The organism is Paraburkholderia sp. A3BS-1L (genome assembly GCF_051125215.1).
In the GTDB taxonomy this organism is placed as follows: Bacteria; Pseudomonadota; Gammaproteobacteria; order Burkholderiales; family Burkholderiaceae; genus Paraburkholderia.
The window spans coordinates 1794003-1812684 of sequence record NZ_CP120442.1 but is presented as its reverse complement, the minus strand read 5'-3'; the positions used below and the strand labels follow the sequence as shown (position 1 = coordinate 1812684).

Genomic DNA, 18682 nt, shown 5'->3' with positions numbered 1-18682 from the left:
GAGTCGCCAGACTCCGAGGAGTGGCCGCGAGCGGGTTATCGGCGCATGACCGCGTAATCGGATGAATGATAGGCCACGGCGGGCCCGGCTGCCGCGCGTACCAGGGCCAGGTCGCATTTCCCGCGCGCGGTCGCCGATATGACGCGCTGCTTGAAGTACACGGCAAAGGGCACGTTCCCGTAGTCGCCGAGCGCATACTGGTAGCACTCGTTGCCATTTTCGCCAAATATGCGATCGGGTGGCCCGATGCGCTTGGTAACCTCGGTTTGCGTCATGCCACGCATGACGGAGGAAATCGTTACGTCAGGTGCGGGCGTCGGCGAGGTGCAGGCGCTCGCGCCGAGGACAGTTGTGACGAGCATCGCATAAAGCAGTTTGTTCATTTCAAACCAGAAGATCATGATGGGTGCGCTATCTGTACGCTCCCGGTGAGAAATTTCCTATCGGATTCGTCTCAATTCAACGTGCCAAGGAATCCAAAGCATCGCGTGCACGTGCGGGGCCGTTTACTCGGCCACTCAATCGAATACGAAGCGGACGACGAGATAAATGAGGCCGATCATCAGGAGCTGGCTGCCTGACATGACTGCGCCGACCGCATACGAGCGGCGCCGTGCGATGGCGCGACGAGGCGGCACTCCCAGAAAAGGAGCGAGTAATACAACCGCAGTGCAAAGCATGACCAGCGGGATCGCAAAGCCATGATCGGAGAGGAGTATGTCCATGATGTCGGGTCTCGGGCGCTGGCCTCATATGGCACATCGCGAGAAACATCGTACTGACCGGTGCCGGCGCCGGATATCGGATTAATTTGAAAGCGCGCGAGTGCGCATACCGGCGTGAGCGGGTGCGTGTCGTAGCGCGGGTAGGGGAGGCGACGCCGAATCGACTACAATCTCGCCTTCGCCTGAAAAATTCCCCCTCACTGTCTGTCAGGAACCCGCTGGTGTCTCAAGCTGCCCCCGACCCTCAAGCCGAAGCCGGCCGCACCGAATCCACTGCCGCTGCTTCTGTGCCCGTGCCCGCGAAGAAGCGCAGCAAGCGCGAGCGCCGTGCCGAGAAACGCGCATCCATCGAAGCGTCGGTTGCTCATGCCCCGATTCTGGAAATCGAGTCCCTCGACATGGAGGCGCGTGGCGTGGGCCGCACCGTCACCGAAACGGGCGAACCCGGCAAGGTGATCTTCGTCGAGGGCGCTTTGCCGGGCGAGCAGGTCACATACTTGAGTTACCGCAAGAAGCCGAGCTTCGAGCAGGCCCAGGTCGTGAACGTGCTGCGTGAGAGCGCGATCCGCACGAGGCCGCAGTGCCAGTTCTTCGGCACGTGTGGCGGCTGCTCGATGCAGCATCTGGACGTGCGCGCCCAGATCGCCGTCAAGCAGCGCGTGCTCGAAGACAATCTCATGCATCTCTCGAAGGTACGTGCCGAAACGATGTTCCGGCCAATCCATGGGCCGTCGTGGGGCTATCGCTACCGTGCGCGCCTGACCGTGCGCAATGTGCCTAAGAAGGGCGGCGTGCTGGTGGGGTTCCACGAACGCAAGAGCAGCTATGTCGCGGACATGACGAGCTGCGAAGTATTGCCGCCGCACGTCTCGGCCATGCTCGTGCCGCTGCGCCGGCTGGTCGAGGCGCTGTCGATTCGCGATCGCATGCCGCAGATCGAGTTGGCCGTTGGATCGAGCGTGACGGCGCTGGTGCTGCGCATCCTCGAGCCGCTCACCGCCGCCGACGAAGACTTGCTGCGCGCCTTTGCCGATCAGCACAACGTGCAGTTCTGGCTGCAGCCCAAGGGGCCGGACACGGTGTTCCCGTTTTATCCGCTCGACAAGGCGCTCGACTACACGCTGCCCGAGTTCGATATCCGCATGCCCTTCAAGCCCACGGATTTCACGCAGGTCAATCATCAGATCAACCGCGTGCTCGTGGGCCGCGCGCTGCGCCTGCTCGCGCCCGGGGCGGGCGATCGCGTGCTCGACCTGTTTTGCGGCATCGGCAACTTCACGCTGCCGCTCGCGCGTCTCGCCCGCGAAGTGGTGGGCATCGAGGGCAGCGATACGCTGACGGCGCGTGCACTCGAAAACGCGCGTGCTAACGGCGTGGACGGCCATACGTCGTTTGCGTGCCGCAATCTGTTCGAAGTCACCGCCGACGACCTTCGCGCGCTCGGCGCCTTCGACAAATTCCTGATCGATCCGCCGCGCGAAGGTGCACTCGCGGTGTCACAGGCGCTGGCCGAGATCGCGAAGAGCGGCGACGGGCCGCTGCCCACGCGTATCGTCTACGTGTCGTGCAGCCCGGCGACGCTCGCTCGCGACGCGGGCGTGCTGGTGAACGAAGCGGGTTACCGGCTCAAGGGCGCGGGGGTGGTCAACATGTTTCCGCACACGTCGCACGTCGAGTCGATCGCGCTGTTCGAACGCGACTGAACGAGGACGGCGCCTCCGGTGCCTTTCCTGGCCGCTCGGCAATCGATGGCGGCAAAAAAAATCGCCACGGATTTCCGTGGCGATTTTTTTGGACCGATTGGGCCGAAGCGGTGATTACCAGATCTGGTACCACGGCTTGCTCTCCTTGCCAGCACGCGCATGGCCCGTGATATACGGGCTGTCCGGGAACGTGGCTGCGAGCACGCGGCGGGTGTCCTCGGCCATCTGCGGCTGATTCAGCTTCTGATACGAGAGGATCATGATGTGCAAGGCATCCTCGATTGCCGGCGCGCTCTTGTAGTCCTGGATCGCGAGTTGCGCGCGATTGATCGCCGCCACGTAGGCGCCGCGACGGTAGTAGTAGTCGGCCGCGTGCACTTCGTGCGAGGCGAGTGCGTTCACGATGTAGCGCATGCGCTGCGCCGCGTCTGGCGCGTACTTGCTCTTCGGGAACCTGTCGACGACGACCTTGAACGCGTCATACGACTCGCGCAGCGACTTCGGATCGCGCTCGCTCATGTCCTGGCCGGAGAAGCGGCCGAACAGACCGAGATCGTCGTTGAAGTGGATCATGCCCTTCAGATAGTACGCGTAGGCGATGTCCGGATGATCGGGGTGCAACTGGATGAAACGGTTGATGGCCTGGTCGGCGGCATCGTTCTCGTTATCCTTCCAGCTGCAGTAGGCGACGTTGATCTGCGCCTGCTGGGCGAAGTGGCCGAACGGGTCGCGACCTTCGAGCTGTTCGAAGTATTTCGCGCATTTGCCCCAGTCGCCGCTGGAGAGCGCGTCCTGGGCCTCCGTATATAATTTGTTGTTATTCCACGTTGCCGTTTCGTCGGTTTTTTGCGGCAGGCCGTGGCAGGCCGCGACCACGGCGAGCGCGGCACCGCAGGCGGCAATGCGAACAACGTTGCCGATCTTGCCGAGCGTTCGTGCTCGCGCCGTGCGCGTAGCGTTTCGGGCCATTGTTTCTTGGGCCAGTTTCGTAATCGTGTTCAAGGCTCGCATTTATCCAGTCCAGCTACAGGTCCACAGGTGACCCAGACTCAATGACCCGTTCAGTTATTCGGGGGGCCGGCGCTCCCGGCGCCCAAAACAGCATCAGCGATTATAGCCTGGGCGATGAGCCCAATGACGCAGCAGCCGGCGAGGCGCGCGATGACGCCCCCATTGGCAACGCGTGCGCCGCCGCGCCGCGCACGCGTCGCGCCCAGCAGGAGCAGGAAGCCCGCCGCGTCGAGGTGCCGGACGAGCTTGCCGGCGAGCGGCTCGACAAGGTGCTCGCCAAAGTGTTTCCCGAGTTTTCACGCAGCCGTCTGCAAGGCTGGATCGAGGAGCAGCGCGTGCGCGTCGACGGCAAGCCGGCCAAGGTGCGCCAGCCGGTGCCGCTGGGCGCCGTCATCGAACTCGTTCCCGATCTGCTGCCAGAACAGCTCGCGTTCACCCCCGAGCCCCTACCGCTCGATGTCGTCTACGAGGACGACGCCATCGTCGTAATCAACAAGCCTGCGGGGCTCGTGGTGCATCCGGCAGCCGGCAACTGGAGCGGCACGATTCTCAACGGCCTGCTGCACCGCTACGGCGAGGCGGCGGCGGGCCTGCCGCGCGCGGGCATCGTGCACCGGCTTGACAAGGAAACTTCGGGGCTGATGGTGGTTGCGCGCACGCTCGAAGCGCAGACCGATCTCGTGCGCCAGTTGCAGGCGCGCACGGTCAAGCGCCGCTATCTCGCGCTCGTGTGGGGCAATATTCGCGATGAGGGCACGATCGACGCGCCCATCGGCCGCGACCCGCGCGAGCGCACGCGCATGGCGGTCGTGTCGGGTGCCTCGGGCAAGCCCGCGCGCACGCACTTCCGGCGCATCGACAAGACCCTCTGGCACAACCAGCCGGTGAGCGCGATCCATTGCGACCTGGAGACGGGCCGCACGCACCAGATCCGTGTGCACTGCGCGGCCATCGGCCATCCGCTGCTCGGCGACCCGGTCTATGGGCACGCGCGCGGCAAGCGCTCGGTCGCCGCGCTGCCTGGCGGCTTCGCGCGCCAGGCGCTGCACGCGTGGCGTCTCGGCCTGATCCATCCGGTCACGGGCCGCGCGATGCAATGGCGCGCCGAGGTGCCCGACGACATGGACGCGCTGATCGAAGCGCTCGGCTTCGGCCGCGAAGACGGCGAGGACGAGCACGGCTTCGACGAAGAGATGTTCGATAGCGCGTACACCGACGAGGGCTACGTCATCGGCAGCGACGAGGACGATTACGACTACGACGAAGAAGACGACGAAGGCGAAGAGGACGAGGAGAACAAGCCGGTATGACTACGACCTGCCACGAACTGACTTCCGCCGATTTGCTGCAACCGGATTGGCATGTGGCGCCGCGCGTGCGCGCGATCGTGACCACGCGTAACGGCGGCGTGAGCTTGCCGCCGTTCGGCCGTTGGCGGGCAGATGCGGCGTCCCTGGCGGATGCGGCGCACGAAGGCGGCGTGGAACTGCCGTGCGGCCTGAACCTGGGCCGTTCGTCCGGCGACGATCTGGAGCACGTCGAGGCCAACCGCTCGCGCTTGCTCGCCTATGCTGGCGTGCCGGCCGCGTGGCTGAAGCAGGTTCACGGACCGGTGGTGGTAGACGCGGCCGCCGCGCTCGAGTCCGCTCGCGCGGGTACCCTGCTCGAAGCCGATGCGAGCGTGACCGACCAGCCGGGCATCGCCTGCGCGGTGATGGTCGCCGACTGCATGCCCGTGCTGATTAGCGATGGCGCGGGGCGGGCCGTCGGCGCGGCGCATGCGGGGTGGCGTGGGCTCGCTGCAGGCGTCATCGAGAAAACCGCGCAACGCGTGGCCGCGCTCGCGGGCTGTGCCGCGAGCGAACTGCACGCGTACCTTGGGCCGGCAATCGGCCCGAAGGCGTTCGAAGTGGGGGAGGACGTGCGCGCCGCGTTCATGGACCACGTCGAGGCCATCGATGGTGCGCGGCGCGATGCCGTGCGCCTCGGCACAGCATCGGCATTCGTGCCGCGCCCAGAGGCGCCCGGCAAGTATCTCGCTGATCTGGGCTGCCTCGCGCGCCTGCGGCTTGCTGAAATCGGCGTGACGCATATCAGCGGCGGGGGGCTATGCACTTTTACCGATCGTGAACGGTTCTACTCTTATCGCCGCGAACGCGTGACGGGACGCATGGCGGCGCTCATCTGGCTCACGCCTTGAATCGTGCGGTGAGGAGCCGCTTCGCGATTTCAAATGCGCGGCTTCCTGCTGAACATTTCAAACATCGGTTTTAAATCTCGATTCGCCATATTTTGCTGCGCTGCATTGTTGGCGCGAAGCGCCGTATTCCATGCAATTCAAATTAGTCTGGCGATTCCTGCATTGCACTGCAAGCGCTTGCGCGCATGGTGCTTTTTTTGCACTGCCGTGCGCGACGCATTGTGTCAGCCAATTTAAGAATGGCTTACATCGGGAAAACGATAATAAAAAAAATATCGCAGTGCGGCAAAATCGGGCACAAGCATTGACACGCTTTGCAGTGGGGAGCAAGAATGTCCCTCAACTACGGGACAGGACGCGACCGGGCGCACACTAGCAGCCGTGCTCCGCTAGCGGACCACCTGCCTCTCAACCAGTCCTCCGGGACACATCGGTCAAAAGCAGGCATGACGGCATCTCAACGTTCCTCGACAACCCCGGGTGCGGGCGCTTCAACCGACGGTGCACAGTCTTTCATTCCGAAATTCACACCGGACGCCGCTGGCATGCAACAGATGCTCGATGCATGGACGCAGGCATGGCGCAGTGCCATGGATGCTGCGCAGCAACCGGGTATGCAGCACTGGGGCCAGGCGGCGGGGCAACCCGGCGCGTTCTGGCCCGGCATGGCCAACGGCGCCGCGAATGCTGCGCCGAATCCCGTTCAGGCGGCATTTAACGCTGCAATGAATCCCGCCGCAATGCGTTCCGCCTTGGGCGCGCTCGAGGCGTTCAAGCTGCCATCGGCGTCGATCGAGCCTTCGCGTTTGCAGCATCTGCAGGCCGAGTACTCGCGCGATGCGCTCGAACTTCTGCGCGAGGCGTCTGCCGCCTCGCCCAAGGCCCCGGAACTCAAGGACCGCCGCTTCAACGCGGACGCGTGGAAGGCCACGCCGGCCTATGCGTTCACGGCGGCGTGGTATCTGCTCAATGCGCGTTACCTGCATGAGATGGTCGACGCCATCGACACCGATGCAAAAACGCGCGAGCGCATCCGCTTCGCGGTTCAGCAATGGACGGCGGCCGCGTCGCCCAGCAATTTCCTCGCGCTCAACCCCGAGGCACAGCACGCGCTGCTCGAAAGCCATGGCGAGAGCCTGCGCCAGGGCGTGATGAATCTGCTCGGCGACATGTCGCGCGGCAAGATTTCGCAAACCGACGAATCGCGCTTCGTGGTGGGCCGCAATCTCGCGAACACCGAAGGCTCGGTGGTGTTCGAGAACGCGCTGTTCCAGCTCATCCAGTACAAGCCACGCACGGCGACCGTGCACGAGCGGCCGCTGCTGCTCGTGCCGCCGTGCATCAACAAGTACTACATCCTCGATCTGCAACCCGAGAATTCGCTCGTGGCGTATGCGCTGGAGCAGGGGCAGCAGGTGTTCCTCGTTTCCTGGCATAACGGCGACGCGTCGATCGCCCATAAGGGCTGGGACGACTACATCGAGGAGGGGGTGCTGACCGCCATCGAGACGACGCGCAGCATCAGCGGGCGCGAGCAGATCAACACGCTCGGCTTCTGCGTGGGGGGCACGCTGCTCGCCACGGCGCTGGCCGTCGCTGCGGCGCGCGGCGAGCATCCTGCGGCGTCGATGACGCTGCTCACGACGATGCTCGACTTCTCCGATACGGGCGTGCTGGACGTGTTCATCGACGAGGCGCACGTGCAGATGCGCGAGCAGACCATCGGCGGCAAGAACGGCGGCACGCCGGGGCTGATGCGCGGTGTCGAGTTCGCGAACACGTTCTCGTTCCTGCGCCCGAACGATCTGGTCTGGAACTACGTCGTCGACAATTACTTGAAGGGCCGCACGCCCGCCGCGTTCGATCTGCTGTACTGGAACAGCGACTCGACCAGCCTGCCGGGCCCGATGTATGCATGGTATCTGCGCAATACCTATCTTGAGAACAAGCTGCGCGAGCCTGGCGCGCTCACCGTGTGCGGCGAGGAAGTGGATCTCTCGCGCGTCGATGTGCCGACCTTCATCTACGGCTCGCGCGAGGATCACATCGTGCCGTGGCGCAGCGCCTATGCTTCGGTGCCGCTGCTTTCCGGGCCGCTCAAGTTCGTGCTGGGCGCGTCAGGGCATATCGCAGGTGTGATCAATCCCGCTTCGAAAAACAAGCGCAGCTACTGGAGCGTCGAAACCGACGCGAAGCACCTGCCCGACGAAGCCGACGAGTGGTTTGCCAATGCCGAGGAAAAGCCCGGCAGCTGGTGGCCGAGCTGGATCGAGTGGCTCGACCAGTTTGGCGGCAAGAAGGTGAAGCCGCGTGCGCAGCCCGGCTCGGCGGAGTTTCCAGAGATTGAGCCCGCGCCCGGGCGTTACGTGCAGCAGCGCGACTGAGGCGGCCGAAGCGCGGAGTGGATGGGTTCGAAGCGCCCGCCGCGAATGTTGCGGCGAGGCGTTGTGAAGGGTTTTTAACGTGACGGGCAGGTGGCTTTCGCAACTTCCCGCCGCCTGGAGGAACTGAAAATGACGGATATCGTGATCGTTTCGGCCGCGCGTACCGCGGTGGGCAAATTCGGCGGTTCGCTGGCAAAGATTGCCGCGCCCGATCTGGGCGCGCTGGTCATCAAGGCGGCGCTGGAACGCGCGGGCGTGAAGCCCGAGCAGGTGAGCGACGTGATCATGGGTCAGGTGCTGACCGCGGGTTCGGGCCAGAACGTTGCGCGCCAGGCGTCGCTCAAGGCCGGGCTGCCCGCAGCGGTGCCCGCCATGACGATCAACAAGGTGTGCGGCTCGGGCCTGAAGGCGGTGATGCTCGCGGCCAACGCGATTATCGCGGGCGATTCGGAGATCGTCGTGGCCGGCGGCCAGGAGAACATGAGCGCGGCGCCACACGTGCTGCCGGGCTCGCGCGACGGCTTCCGCATGGGTGACGCGAAGCTCGTCGACACCATGATCGTCGATGGTCTGTGGGACGTTTACAACCAGTACCACATGGGCGTGACTGCGGAAAACGTCGCGAAGGAATACGGCATCACGCGCGAAGAGCAGGACGCATTCGCGGCGCTGTCGCAGAACAAGGCGGAAGCCGCGCAGAAGGCGGGCCGCTTCGACGCGGAAATCGTGCCGGTGGAAATTCCGCAGCGCAAGGGCGATCCGCTGGTGTTCAAGACCGACGAATTCGTGCGTCACGGCGTGACGGCGGAGTCGCTCGCGGGCCTGAAGCCGGCGTTCTCGAAGGAAGGCACGGTGACGGCGGCCAACGCGTCGGGGCTGAACGACGGCGCGGCGGCGGTGGTGGTGATGTCGGCGAAGAAGGCCGAGGCGCTGGGCCTCACGCCGCTTGCGCGCATCAAGGCGTATGCGGCGGGCGGCGTGGATCCGAAGGTGATGGGCATGGGCCCGGTGCCGGCATCGAAGCGAGCGCTGGAGCGCGCGGGCTGGTCAGCTAGCGACCTCGATCTCATGGAGATCAACGAGGCGTTCGCGGCGCAGGCGCTGGCCGTGAACAAGCAGATGGGCTGGGACACGTCGAAGATCAACGTGAACGGTGGCGCGATTGCGATTGGTCACCCGATCGGCGCATCGGGCTGCCGGATTCTGGTGACGCTGCTGCACGAGATGCAGCGCCGTGATGCAAAGCGCGGTCTGGCCTCGCTGTGCATCGGCGGCGGCATGGGCGTGGCGCTTGCGCTCGAGCGCGCTTGAGCGCGCTTGAGCTCGATTGAGCTCGATTGAGCGCAACCGGGTCGCGGCAGCAACGGATTGGACGCGAGGCCGGGGCCGTCGGTCGGCGCTCCGGAAAACGATAATGGAGTGTGGTTTATGTCACAGCGTATTGCGTATGTCACGGGCGGGATGGGCGGCATCGGAACGGGAATCTGCCAGCGCCTCGCGAAGCAGGGCTTCAAGGTAGTCGCGGGTTGCGGACCGAACTCGCCGCGCCGTACCAAATGGCTCGAAGACCAGAAAGCGCTGGGCTTCGACTTCGTCGCCTCGGAAGGCAACGTTGGCGACTGGGATTCGACGAAGCAGGCGTTCGACAAGGTCAAAGCCGAAGTGGGTGAGGTCGACGTGCTCGTCAACAACGCCGGCATCACGCGGGACGTGGTGTTTCGCAAGATGACGCGCGAAGACTGGACCGCCGTGATCGACACTAATCTAACGAGCCTCTTCAATGTCACGAAGCAGGTGATCGACGGCATGGTCGAGCGCGGATGGGGGCGCATCATCAATATCTCGTCGGTGAATGGCCAGAAGGGCCAGTTCGGGCAAACGAACTATTCGACGGCCAAGGCCGGGATTCACGGCTTCACGATGTCGCTCGCGCAGGAAGTGGCCACCAAGGGCGTGACGGTCAACACTGTTTCGCCCGGCTATATCGGCACGGACATGGTGAAGTCGATTCGTCCCGACGTGCTGGAAAAGATCGTCGCGACCATCCCGGTGCGCCGCCTCGGTGCTCCCGAGGAAATCGCCTCGATCGTCGCATGGCTCGCCTCGGATGAGTCGGGCTTCTCAACCGGTGCTGACTTCTCGCTGAACGGCGGGTTGCACATGGGCTGATCCCGCGCGACGCCGCGTGCGTGACAGGGGCGCGCGGTATCGCAGGGATCGACGGCGGTGGCGGGCCTGTTTGCACGCCGGGGCAGGCTCCGCTACCGGGCTGGAAGACAGCGCAGCGCGCGATGGTATCTGCCGTCGCGCGTTGGCGCTTACAAGGGCGACACATGACGACTACAAAGAAGACCGCCGAACGGCTGATCAAAAAATATCCGAACCGTCGGCTGTACGACACGGAGACGAGCACCTACATCACGTTGACCGATGTGAAGCAACTCGTGCTCGATCAGGAGGAGTTCAAGGTCATCGATGCGAAGAGCAACGAAGACCTCACGCGCAGCATCCTGCTGCAAATCATTCTGGAAGAGGAGAGCGGCGGCTTGCCGATGTTCTCGTCGTCGATGCTCTCGCAGATCATCCGTTTCTACGGACATGCGATGCAGGGCATGATGGGCACCTACCTGGAGAAGAACATCCAGGCGTTCATCGACATCCAGAACAAACTCGCCGATCAGTCGAAGAGCCTCTATGAAGGCAACGCGATGAATCCTGAGGTCTGGTCGCAGTTCATGAATATGCAGGCGCCGATGATGCAGGGCATGATGACCAGCTACATCGAGCAATCGAAGAACATGTTCGTGCAGATGCAGGAGCAAATGCAGAACCAGGCCAAGAACATGTTCAGCAGCTTTCCGTTCAAGCCCGTCGCGCCTGGCTCGCCCGCGCAAGGCACCAACGAGGGCGGCAGCGGCGAAAACGAGAAGAAGTAAGCTCAGGCGCTTCTCGGGTCGCGCAGTGCTTCCGGATGGCGCTCGGCGACGCGCAACAATGTTTGCGCGGCGCCGGTTGGCTAGCGCCGCCCCTGTTCCCGGATTGATCGCCGGCCATCTTCCATCTGACCCTGACTCCACTCGATGCTGGCCAGACAGCGCGCGCCGCTCGATACGCCAAACGGGTAAAATGGCAGATTGGCTTGATCTCGCGCGGCGCATTCTCCGCCGTGCGCCCCACATCCGGACGTACACGTGAAAAACCCTGTTGAATCAACGACCTCCCGCAATCCTGCACCGCGCGTAGGGATGGTATCCCTCGGCTGCCCCAAAGCGCTCGTCGACTCGGAGCAGATCCTCACCCAACTGCGCGCCGAGGGTTACGAAATCTCGGGTTCCTATGACGGTGCCGATCTGGTCGTGGTCAACACCTGCGGGTTTATCGACGAAGCCGTGCAGGAGAGCCTCGACGCCATTGGCGAGGCGCTCAACGAGAACGGCAAGGTGATCGTCACCGGGTGTCTGGGCGCGAAGGCCAGCGCGAGCGGCTCGAATCTCATTGAGGAAGTGCACCCCAAGGTGCTGGCCGTGACCGGCCCGCACGCCGTAGGCGAAGTCATGCAGGCGGTTCACAGCCATCTGCCCAAGCCGCACGATCCGTTCGTCGATCTCGTGCCGCCGGCGGGCGTGAAGCTCACGCCGCGTCACTACGCGTATCTCAAGATTTCCGAAGGCTGCAATCACCGCTGCACCTTCTGCATCATCCCGTCGATGCGCGGCGACCTCGTCTCGCGTCCGGTCGCGGAAGTCATGCTCGAGGCGGAGAACCTCTTCAAGTCGGGCGTGAAGGAGTTGCTCGTCATTTCGCAGGACACGAGCGCCTACGGCGTCGATGTGAAATATCGCACCGGCTTCTGGAACGGCAAGCCCATCAAGACACGCATGACCGATCTGGTCGCCGCGCTCGGCGAGCTGGCCGCGCAGTACGGCGCGTGGGTGCGGTTGCACTACGTGTACCCGTATCCGAGCGTGGACGAGGTCATTCCGCTCATGGCGGAAGGTCCGTTCAAGGGGCACGTGCTGCCGTACCTCGACGTCCCGTTCCAGCACGCGCATCCCGAAGTGCTCAAGCGCATGAAGCGCCCCGCGAACGCGGAGAAGGTGATGGAGCGCGTCAAGGCGTGGCGCGAAATGTGCCCGGACCTCACGATCCGCAGCACCTTCATCGCGGGCTTCCCCGGCGAGACCGAGGAGCAGTTCGAGACGCTGCTCGACTTCATCCGCGAAGCCGAGCTCGACCGCGTGGGCTGCTTCGCCTACTCGCCGGTCGAGGGCGCGAGCGCCAACGAACTCGATGGCGCGCTGCCCGACGAAGTGCGCGAGGCGCGCCGCGCGCGATTCATGGAAGTGGCCGAGGAAGTCTCGGCCAGGCGCATCCAGCGCAAGGTCGGCAAGACGCTCAAGGTGCTCATCGACGAGATCAACGCCGACGGCGGCATCGGCCGCACGGCGGCGGACGCGCCCGAGATCGACGGCGTGGTCTACGTCGCGCCCGCGACCAAGGCTTCGAAGCGCTACAAGGTCGGCGACTTCGTTTCGGTGAAGATCACCGGCGCCGACGGACACGATCTCTGGGGCGAGGTCTGATCGGCATGTCACGCCTGGCGACAGAAGTCCTCGCCTATGGCGAGGCCATGATCGAATTCAATCAGGCCGAGAAGGGCCAGCCCCAGTATCTGCAGGGTTTCGGCGGCGATACCTCGAACTTCGCCATCGCGGCGGCGCGCCAGGGCGTGCGCACGGGATTCGTTTCGGCGGTGGGCGACGATCAGTTCGGGCGTTTGCTGCTCGACCTGTGGGCGAGCGAGGGTGTGGACACCTCGATGGTACGGGTCGACGCCAGCGCGCCGACCGGCGTGTACTTCGTCTCGCATGGCCCCGACGGCCATGCCTTCGATTACCTGCGCAAGGGTTCGGCGGCCAGCCGCTATGCGCCGCGCGATCTGCCGCTCGACGCGCTGGCCGCCGCGCGCGTGCTGCACCTGTCGGGCATTAGCGTGGCGATCGGCGCCACCGCCTGCGACGCGGCGTTCGCGGCGATCGACCATGCACGCGCGAATGGCGTGCAGGTGAGCTTCGATACGAACCTTCGCCTGAAACTCTGGCCGCTCGCGCGTGCCCGCGCGGTCATGACCGAGGTGCTGCGTGTCACCGATATCTGCCTGCCTAGTTGGGACGATGTCGCGGCGCTGACCGGCCTGGACGATCGCGATGCGATTGTCGACCGTCTGCTCTCGCTCGGTTCGCGTGTCGTCGCGCTGAAGCTCGGGAAGGAAGGTTCTTATGTGGCAACGCCGCACGAGCGCCGTCTCGTGCCGGGCCGCGTCGTAGCGGCTGTCGATGCAACAGGTGCCGGCGACTGCTTTGGCGGCGCGTTCATCGCCCGGATCGTGGCCGGCGACGATCCGTTCGCGGCGGCGCAATACGCAAACGCGGCAGCGGCGCTTTCGACGCTGGGTTATGGCGCGGTCGCGCCGATTCCGCGCCGCGAGGATGTCGAGCGCATGCTCGCCGCCAAGGACGGGGCTTGATGGAAAGGTCGGCCTCGAAAGTCACGAGCATATCGAATCTCGTGCGGCGGTATGGCTTCGCGTGCTTCGCAGCAGCAGCGCTTGCGTTGCCGCTCGTAGCCTGCGCCGCGGGCAGCAGTGCATCGAGCGATGCGGCGAACGCCTCTGCCGCGCCGGAATCTGCGCATGCGCCGCTCAAACCGAGCCCGGAGTTCGCCGGGCTTCCGCAATACGTGGGCACGCTCGGCAAGCGTCCGATCGTGATGCGGCTCGGCGCAAAGACCGACGACCCGGACGACAAGACCGGCGTGCATGGCGAATATCAGTTCACCGACACGGGCGAGGTCGTTCTGATTGCCGGCGATCGCACCGGCACCACGCTCGAAGCGGAAGAGTCGGACGACGGTTCGCGTATCACGGGCAATTGGGTCGGCACGTTCGCGGACGATGGCTCGATCTCGGGCGACCGCATGGAAATCGACGACTCGAATCCGCAGCCGTTCGACTTGAAACCGCTTGCCGCAGGGGCAGCGGCGCACGCGGCGGCCCATCCCGCCGCGAAAGGCGGCCAGGCCGTGAACGGGGGCGGCAATCTCGTGACGGGCGACTAACGCGCCATTGCGCACGATAACGCGCGCGCCGCATGGTGCGCCCCGCACGAAAGCGCAGGTGTTAATCTTCTGCATGCGGCGCGCGTCGCGGCTCCCGTTTCGTTATCGGTCTCGTCCTGGGGAGCACCGCGCCATCTAACCCCCAGCGCATTTACCGCTTGCCATCCGACATGAAGAAATCCGAATCCAGCCGCGCGCTGCAAACGCGCGTCGTTCGCCCCGAAGAAGACATCACGCCCGGCTTCGAATCGTTTGCCGCGCCCGTCACGCGAGCGTCGACGGTCGTGTTCCCCGACCTCAAGTCGGTGCGCGCGCTCGACTGGCGCAACGACGCGCAGTGGCGCTACGGCCTGCACGCGACGCCCACGTCTTCGATGCTCACGCAGCGTCTTGCCGCCATCGAGGGCGGCGAGCATGCGCTGTTGCAGCCGTCCGGTCTCTCGGCCATCTCGAACGTGTACTTCGGGCTCCTGAAGGCTGGCGACGACGTGCTGATTCCTGACAACGTCTATTCGCCGAACCGCGACCACGGCGACTGGCTTGCACGCGATTTCGGGCTGACGGCGCGCTACTACGATCCGATGATCGGCTCTGGCATCGCTGAGCTGATCCGCCCCGAGACGAAGTTGATCTGGCTCGAAGCGCCCGGCTCGGTGACGATGGAAGTACCCGACGTGCGTGCGATCACTGCAGCCGCGCGCGCGCGCAACGTCGTCACGGCGATCGACAACACGTGGTCGGCGGGCCTCGCGTTCAAGCCGTTCGAGCACGGCATCGACATCTCGGTGCAGGCGCTCACGAAGTATCAGTCAGGCGGCAGCGACGTCCTGATGGGCGCAACGATCACGCGGGATCGGGAACTGCATCTGAAGCTCAAGGCGGCGCGCATGCGGCTGGGCATCGGGGTTTCGTCGGACGACTGCTCGCTCGTTCTGCGCGGCCTGCCGAGCATGAAGGCGCGCTTCGAGACGCACGACCGCACCGCGCTCGCGCTCGCGACGTGGCTGAAGTCGCGCGCCGAGATCGCTGCGATGCTGCATCCCGCATTCGCCGATTGTCCGGGCCACGAGTTCTACAAGCGCGATTTCACGGGGGCGGGCGGTCTGTTCTCGGTGGTGTTCGACGGGCAATACAGCCCTGCCCAGATCGACACGTTCTGCGAATCGCTCGAGCTCTTCTCGCTTGGCTGGAGCTGGGGCGGGGCGCATAGTCTCGCGATGCCCTACGACATCGCGTCGATGCGCACGGAGGCGAACTGGCCGCATCGCGGCACGCTGGTGCGCTTCTACATTGGCCTCGAGGATGAAGCCGACCTGCGCGCCGACCTCGAGCGTGCGCTCGCGACGCTCGAAGGCGGCGCATCGGCGCGCGGCCCGCAAGACTGACGCCATAACAAAACGGCCGCGCTTGTCGCCGGGGTTCGCTATCCCCGGGACAGGCGCGGCCGTTGTCATTTCAGCACCGCGCGTGCCGCATGCGCGGCACGTTCGACGCGCTTCAGAAGAGCCGCAGCAAGCCGTCGAGCCCGACGAAATTGAACGCGACGCTAGCCGCTTCGCGCACCACGGGCTTCGCGCGGAACGCCACCGAAAGCCCCGCCTCGGCCATCATCTTCAGATCGTTCGAGCCGTCGCCCATGGCAATCGCGCGGCGCGGCTCGATGCCGATCTGCGCACAGGTTTCGACCAGCGTGCGCGCCTTCACCTCCGCATTGACGATCTCGCCCACGACGCGGCCGGTGAGTTTGCCCTCGACGATTTCGAGCGTGTTCGCTCGCGTGAAGTCGAGGCCGAGTCGCGCCTTCAGCCGCTCGGTGAAGAACGTGAAGCCGCCCGAAACCAGCAGCGTTTTCAGGCCCGCGGCTTTCGCGCCGGCGAGCATTTTTTCGGCGCCGGGAGAAAGCTGCAGGCGTTCCTCATAGACGCGCTCCAGTGCGCTCGCGTCGAGCCCCTTGAGCAGCGCGACGCGGCGCGTGAGGCTTTCGTTGAAGTCCTTGATCTCGCCGCGCATCGCCGCTTCGGTGATTGCCGCGACTTCGGCTTTCAGGCCGCAGAAGTCGGCGATTTCGTCGATGCATTCGATCGTGATGAGCGTCGAGTCCATGTCCATGGCGACGAGCCCGAAGCCGGCAAGCGTGCGGTCCGACTCGATGAACGCGAAATCGAGTTGATGCGTCCCGCAATAGACGTCGAGGTCCGCGTGCTGTGCCGGCGCGGCGTCTTCGATACGGATCGCGTGCGCGTCGATCGGCACGAGGCGGCTGCCGCGCGCGAGCGCGAGCAGTGGCTTGTGGTGGACGGCTTGCAGCGGAGCGGGGCTCTGGATGACGAGATTCATGACGTGAACAGTGCCGGGATTCCGGGATGGCGCCCCGGAAACGGCGGAGGATCGAACGGGTATCGATAAAAGCGTGCAAGGACGGTCGATCCGGCCAATGCACGGCGGCGAAAGACGAATTGTACCGTTTCGATGCCGGCGCGCGGCCCGCTCCGCAGCTTACAGAGACGAAAGCCGCCTTTTTAGGCACAATGAAAGCTCGTGCGGCGCCTGCCGGGGGACGGTCGCCGCATGCCGTCAACCGTGCGTATCGTGATGAGCGGCTCGTCTCGCGCGATGCGTCGCACGCGCCCTGCAGGGCGTAGGGGGAACCGGTATGCAGGACGCTCACCATGCCCAGACGGGCGCCGCTCGAACGCCGACCGGCGCGCGGGCCGACGCTGCGGACACCGCAGCGCAAACCGCACCCAGCGCGCCCAACGTGTCTACCCAGCGCGCGCCGCGTGCCTCCATGCCTCGTGCGCCTAGATCTCCTCGAATCTCTTCGGGCCGTCATGGGACCATCGGCGAAGTCGCAGGCATACGCATCACCAGCGCGCGCCGCGTCATCGATGTCGACAGCGGCACACGCAAGCTCGACCTCGTGCGCTATTACGCGCGCGCCGCCCCCTGGCTGCTGCCGCATTTGCGCGATCGTCCAGTTTCGCTCGTGCGTGCGCCGCAAGGTCTCGACGGCGAGCTTTTCTTCCAGCGCCACAGCGCGCGCGCGCCGATTCCCGAGGTGACGCAACACGAAGGCCTCGATCCCGGCCATCCGCCGGTGCTCACCATCGATTCGCTCGAAGCGCTTGTGCACGTCGCGCAGATGGACGCAATCGAGCTGCATACATGGAATGCCGTCACCGCCGATATCGAAGCGCCCGATCGCATCGTGCTCGACCTCGATCCCGATCCGGTGCTCGACTGGGACCGCATGATCGAGGCCGCGCAGCTCACGCGCGCGATGCTCGCCGATCTCGGTCTTGAAGCGTTTTGCAAGACGAGCGGGGGCAAGGGGCTGCACATCGTCGTGCCGCTCATGCACGGTGCGGGCTGGGACGACGCGAAGGCGTTCGCGCGCGCCGTGGCGCAGCGGCTTGCCTCGGGCTGGCCCACGCAGTTCACGGCGACCATGGGCCCCGAGCATCGCAAGAAAAAAATCTTCGTCGACTATCTGCGTAACGTGCGCGGCGCCAGCACGGCGGTTGCCTATGGCGTGCGAGCGCGGCCGGGCATGGGCGTCTCGGTGCCGATCGCGTGGGACGAACTCGCCGATACAACGGGCGGCGCGCAATGGACGCTCGCAAATATCGATGCGCGTCTGGCGCATGTCAACCGCTCGGACCCATGGGCAAATTATGCGCAGGTGCGCCAGTCGATTAGCAGCGAGCTCACGCTGCGGCTGGAGCAGGGCGCTGCTTAGGCGTCGTGCGACGGGGCCCGCTTCGTCTTCGTGCATCACGACAGCACGTTGCGCATTGCTAATAAAATGCGCGGACTGGCAAGCCGGATAAAACCTGGTCACGCCGACGTCATCGTCCGGCGCAAGGCTTCGCGCGTCGCGCTAGACTGACAGTAGAAGTTCCGCCACGTGCTGCCCGCACCGCGTCGTTCGCGGCCCACGGCAGCTCCCGCCAGGAGGTGACGCATGCCTTGCAGCAGCTCCAGCCGTCCCAGCCGCACTCGCGCGGCGCTCGTTCGTGTTGCCGTTGCCCTGTCTTGCGCGATCGCGCTGCCGGCACTGGCCTCGCCCCCGATCAAGGTGACGTCGAAGACGCCGCCCGATGGCCCGATTCGTTACACGGTCAAGGTCGCGTCGAAGCTCTACGGCAACTCACAGGAGACCCGCACGCTGCGTTCGGGCGACACCGACGACTTTACGTGGCGCACCACGCCGCCAGGCGGCGCGGTGCCGGCGGCGCAGAGTTGTCCCGATTACGCCTCGCTGCCGCTCGACGCGAACGGCGCGATGGTGCGCCAGACGCAGGTGCGTCTCGCGCCTATCGTCGCGGCGGACGGCACGGCGAACGTTCAGGTGAGCTTCCGGGCCCAGGCGCCGCGCACGGGCAAGTCGGCCGCCGGCGCGCAATGTCCCGAAGTGGTCGCCCATAGCGAGGTGCTGCACTTTTCGATGCCGACCAACGGCACCGCCAAAACGCTCACGCTCAGCGACGGCACGCAGTTGAGCATTTCGGCGCAACGTTAGATGGCTGCGTTCAGAACCGG

The 18682-nt window shown here is 65.0% G+C and carries 17 protein-coding genes and 1 pseudogene; 13 read left to right on the top strand and 5 right to left on the bottom strand.

The window, feature by feature from the left end; translation table 11 throughout:
* Positions 1-35 precede the first annotated feature (35 nt).
* Both P5W99_RS08140 and P5W99_RS08135 read right to left on the bottom strand, forming a co-directional pair.
* Positions 36-401, bottom strand: coding sequence for a hypothetical protein (locus P5W99_RS08140; protein ID WP_421079531.1), 366 nt, complete (start codon positions 399-401; stop codon positions 36-38).
* Between the two features lie 117 nt (positions 402-518).
* Positions 519-725: a hypothetical protein gene (locus tag P5W99_RS08135; protein ID WP_421079530.1), complete on the bottom strand. Its 207-nt coding sequence runs from the start codon at positions 723-725 to the stop codon at positions 519-521.
* Between the two features lie 398 nt (positions 726-1123).
* On the opposite strand from P5W99_RS08135, the gene rlmD reads away from it, so the two are divergent.
* Positions 1124-2428 (top strand): 23S rRNA (uracil(1939)-C(5))-methyltransferase RlmD, encoded by a 1305-nt coding sequence (rlmD, locus tag P5W99_RS08130; RefSeq protein WP_434662492.1) that lies wholly within the window; start codon positions 1124-1126, stop codon positions 2426-2428.
* Between the two features lie 114 nt (positions 2429-2542).
* Here the strand turns inward: rlmD and P5W99_RS08125 are convergent, their stop codons facing one another.
* Positions 2543-3439: an outer membrane protein assembly factor BamD gene (locus P5W99_RS08125; protein WP_421024054.1), complete on the bottom strand. Its 897-nt coding sequence runs from the start codon at positions 3437-3439 to the stop codon at positions 2543-2545.
* A gap of 41 nt (positions 3440-3480) precedes the next feature.
* Between P5W99_RS08125 and P5W99_RS08120 the strand changes: the two genes are divergently transcribed.
* From P5W99_RS08120 to phaR, 6 genes are all read left to right on the top strand, one after another.
* Positions 3481-4749 (top strand): RluA family pseudouridine synthase, encoded by a 1269-nt coding sequence (locus tag P5W99_RS08120; protein WP_421024053.1) that lies wholly within the window; start codon positions 3481-3483, stop codon positions 4747-4749.
* Entirely contained in the window at positions 4746-5639 is an 894-nt protein-coding gene (gene pgeF / locus P5W99_RS08115) for a peptidoglycan editing factor PgeF (protein WP_421024052.1), read from the top strand. Before P5W99_RS08120 ends, pgeF begins: the two co-directional genes overlap by 4 nt.
* A 446-nt stretch (positions 5640-6085) precedes the next feature.
* On the top strand, positions 6086-8023 hold the full coding sequence (gene phaC / locus P5W99_RS08110) for a class I poly(R)-hydroxyalkanoic acid synthase (protein ID WP_434660204.1): 1938 nt from the start codon (positions 6086-6088) through the stop codon (positions 8021-8023).
* Positions 8024-8152: 129 nt separating this feature from the next.
* Positions 8153-9334: an acetyl-CoA C-acetyltransferase gene (locus P5W99_RS08105; protein ID WP_421024050.1), complete on the top strand. Its 1182-nt coding sequence runs from the start codon at positions 8153-8155 to the stop codon at positions 9332-9334.
* 117 nt (positions 9335-9451) lie between these two features.
* A complete protein-coding gene (locus P5W99_RS08100) occupies positions 9452-10192 on the top strand; it encodes a 3-ketoacyl-ACP reductase (protein WP_413185929.1) in 741 nt (246 codons plus the stop codon).
* A 164-nt stretch (positions 10193-10356) separates the two neighbouring features.
* The gene (phaR, locus tag P5W99_RS08095; RefSeq protein ID WP_421024049.1) at positions 10357-10959 is read left to right on the top strand and encodes a polyhydroxyalkanoate synthesis repressor PhaR; all 603 of its coding nucleotides are present in this window, start codon (positions 10357-10359) and stop codon (positions 10957-10959) included.
* A gap of 2 nt (positions 10960-10961) precedes the next feature.
* Here phaR and P5W99_RS08090 read toward each other — a convergent pair.
* Positions 10962-11057 (bottom strand): annotated as a pseudogene (locus P5W99_RS08090) (helix-turn-helix domain-containing protein); the annotation flags it as partial.
* Positions 11058-11268: 211 nt separating this feature from the next.
* Here P5W99_RS08090 and rimO point away from each other — a divergent pair.
* From rimO to P5W99_RS08070, 4 genes are all read left to right on the top strand, one after another.
* Positions 11269-12606, top strand: coding sequence for a 30S ribosomal protein S12 methylthiotransferase RimO (rimO, locus tag P5W99_RS08085; RefSeq protein WP_421043726.1), 1338 nt, complete (start codon positions 11269-11271; stop codon positions 12604-12606).
* Between the two features lie 5 nt (positions 12607-12611).
* The gene (locus tag P5W99_RS08080) at positions 12612-13550 is read left to right on the top strand and encodes a sugar kinase (RefSeq protein WP_434660201.1); all 939 of its coding nucleotides are present in this window, start codon (positions 12612-12614) and stop codon (positions 13548-13550) included.
* Positions 13550-14140 (top strand): hypothetical protein, encoded by a 591-nt coding sequence (locus P5W99_RS08075; RefSeq protein WP_434660199.1) that lies wholly within the window; start codon positions 13550-13552, stop codon positions 14138-14140. The genes P5W99_RS08080 and P5W99_RS08075 overlap by 1 nt, the downstream gene beginning before the upstream one ends.
* 170 nt (positions 14141-14310) lie before the next feature.
* Positions 14311-15525: a cystathionine beta-lyase gene (locus P5W99_RS08070; RefSeq protein WP_421079524.1), complete on the top strand. Its 1215-nt coding sequence runs from the start codon at positions 14311-14313 to the stop codon at positions 15523-15525.
* Positions 15526-15637: 112 nt separating this feature from the next.
* Here P5W99_RS08070 and serB read toward each other — a convergent pair whose 3' ends face one another.
* Complete coding sequence (gene serB, locus P5W99_RS08065; RefSeq protein ID WP_421079523.1) at positions 15638-16477, bottom strand: phosphoserine phosphatase SerB; 840 nt, start codon at positions 16475-16477, stop codon at positions 15638-15640.
* A 316-nt stretch (positions 16478-16793) separates the two neighbouring features.
* Between serB and ligD the strand changes: the two genes are divergently transcribed.
* Entirely contained in the window at positions 16794-17879 is a 1086-nt protein-coding gene (gene ligD / locus P5W99_RS08060; protein ID WP_421024043.1) for a non-homologous end-joining DNA ligase, read from the top strand.
* A gap of 225 nt (positions 17880-18104) precedes the next feature.
* Positions 18105-18662 carry a DUF6013 family protein gene (locus tag P5W99_RS08055; RefSeq protein WP_421024042.1) on the top strand — a complete coding sequence of 186 codons (558 nt, stop codon included), beginning with the start codon at positions 18105-18107 and terminating at the stop codon, positions 18660-18662.
* Positions 18663-18682: the final 20 nt, after the last annotated feature.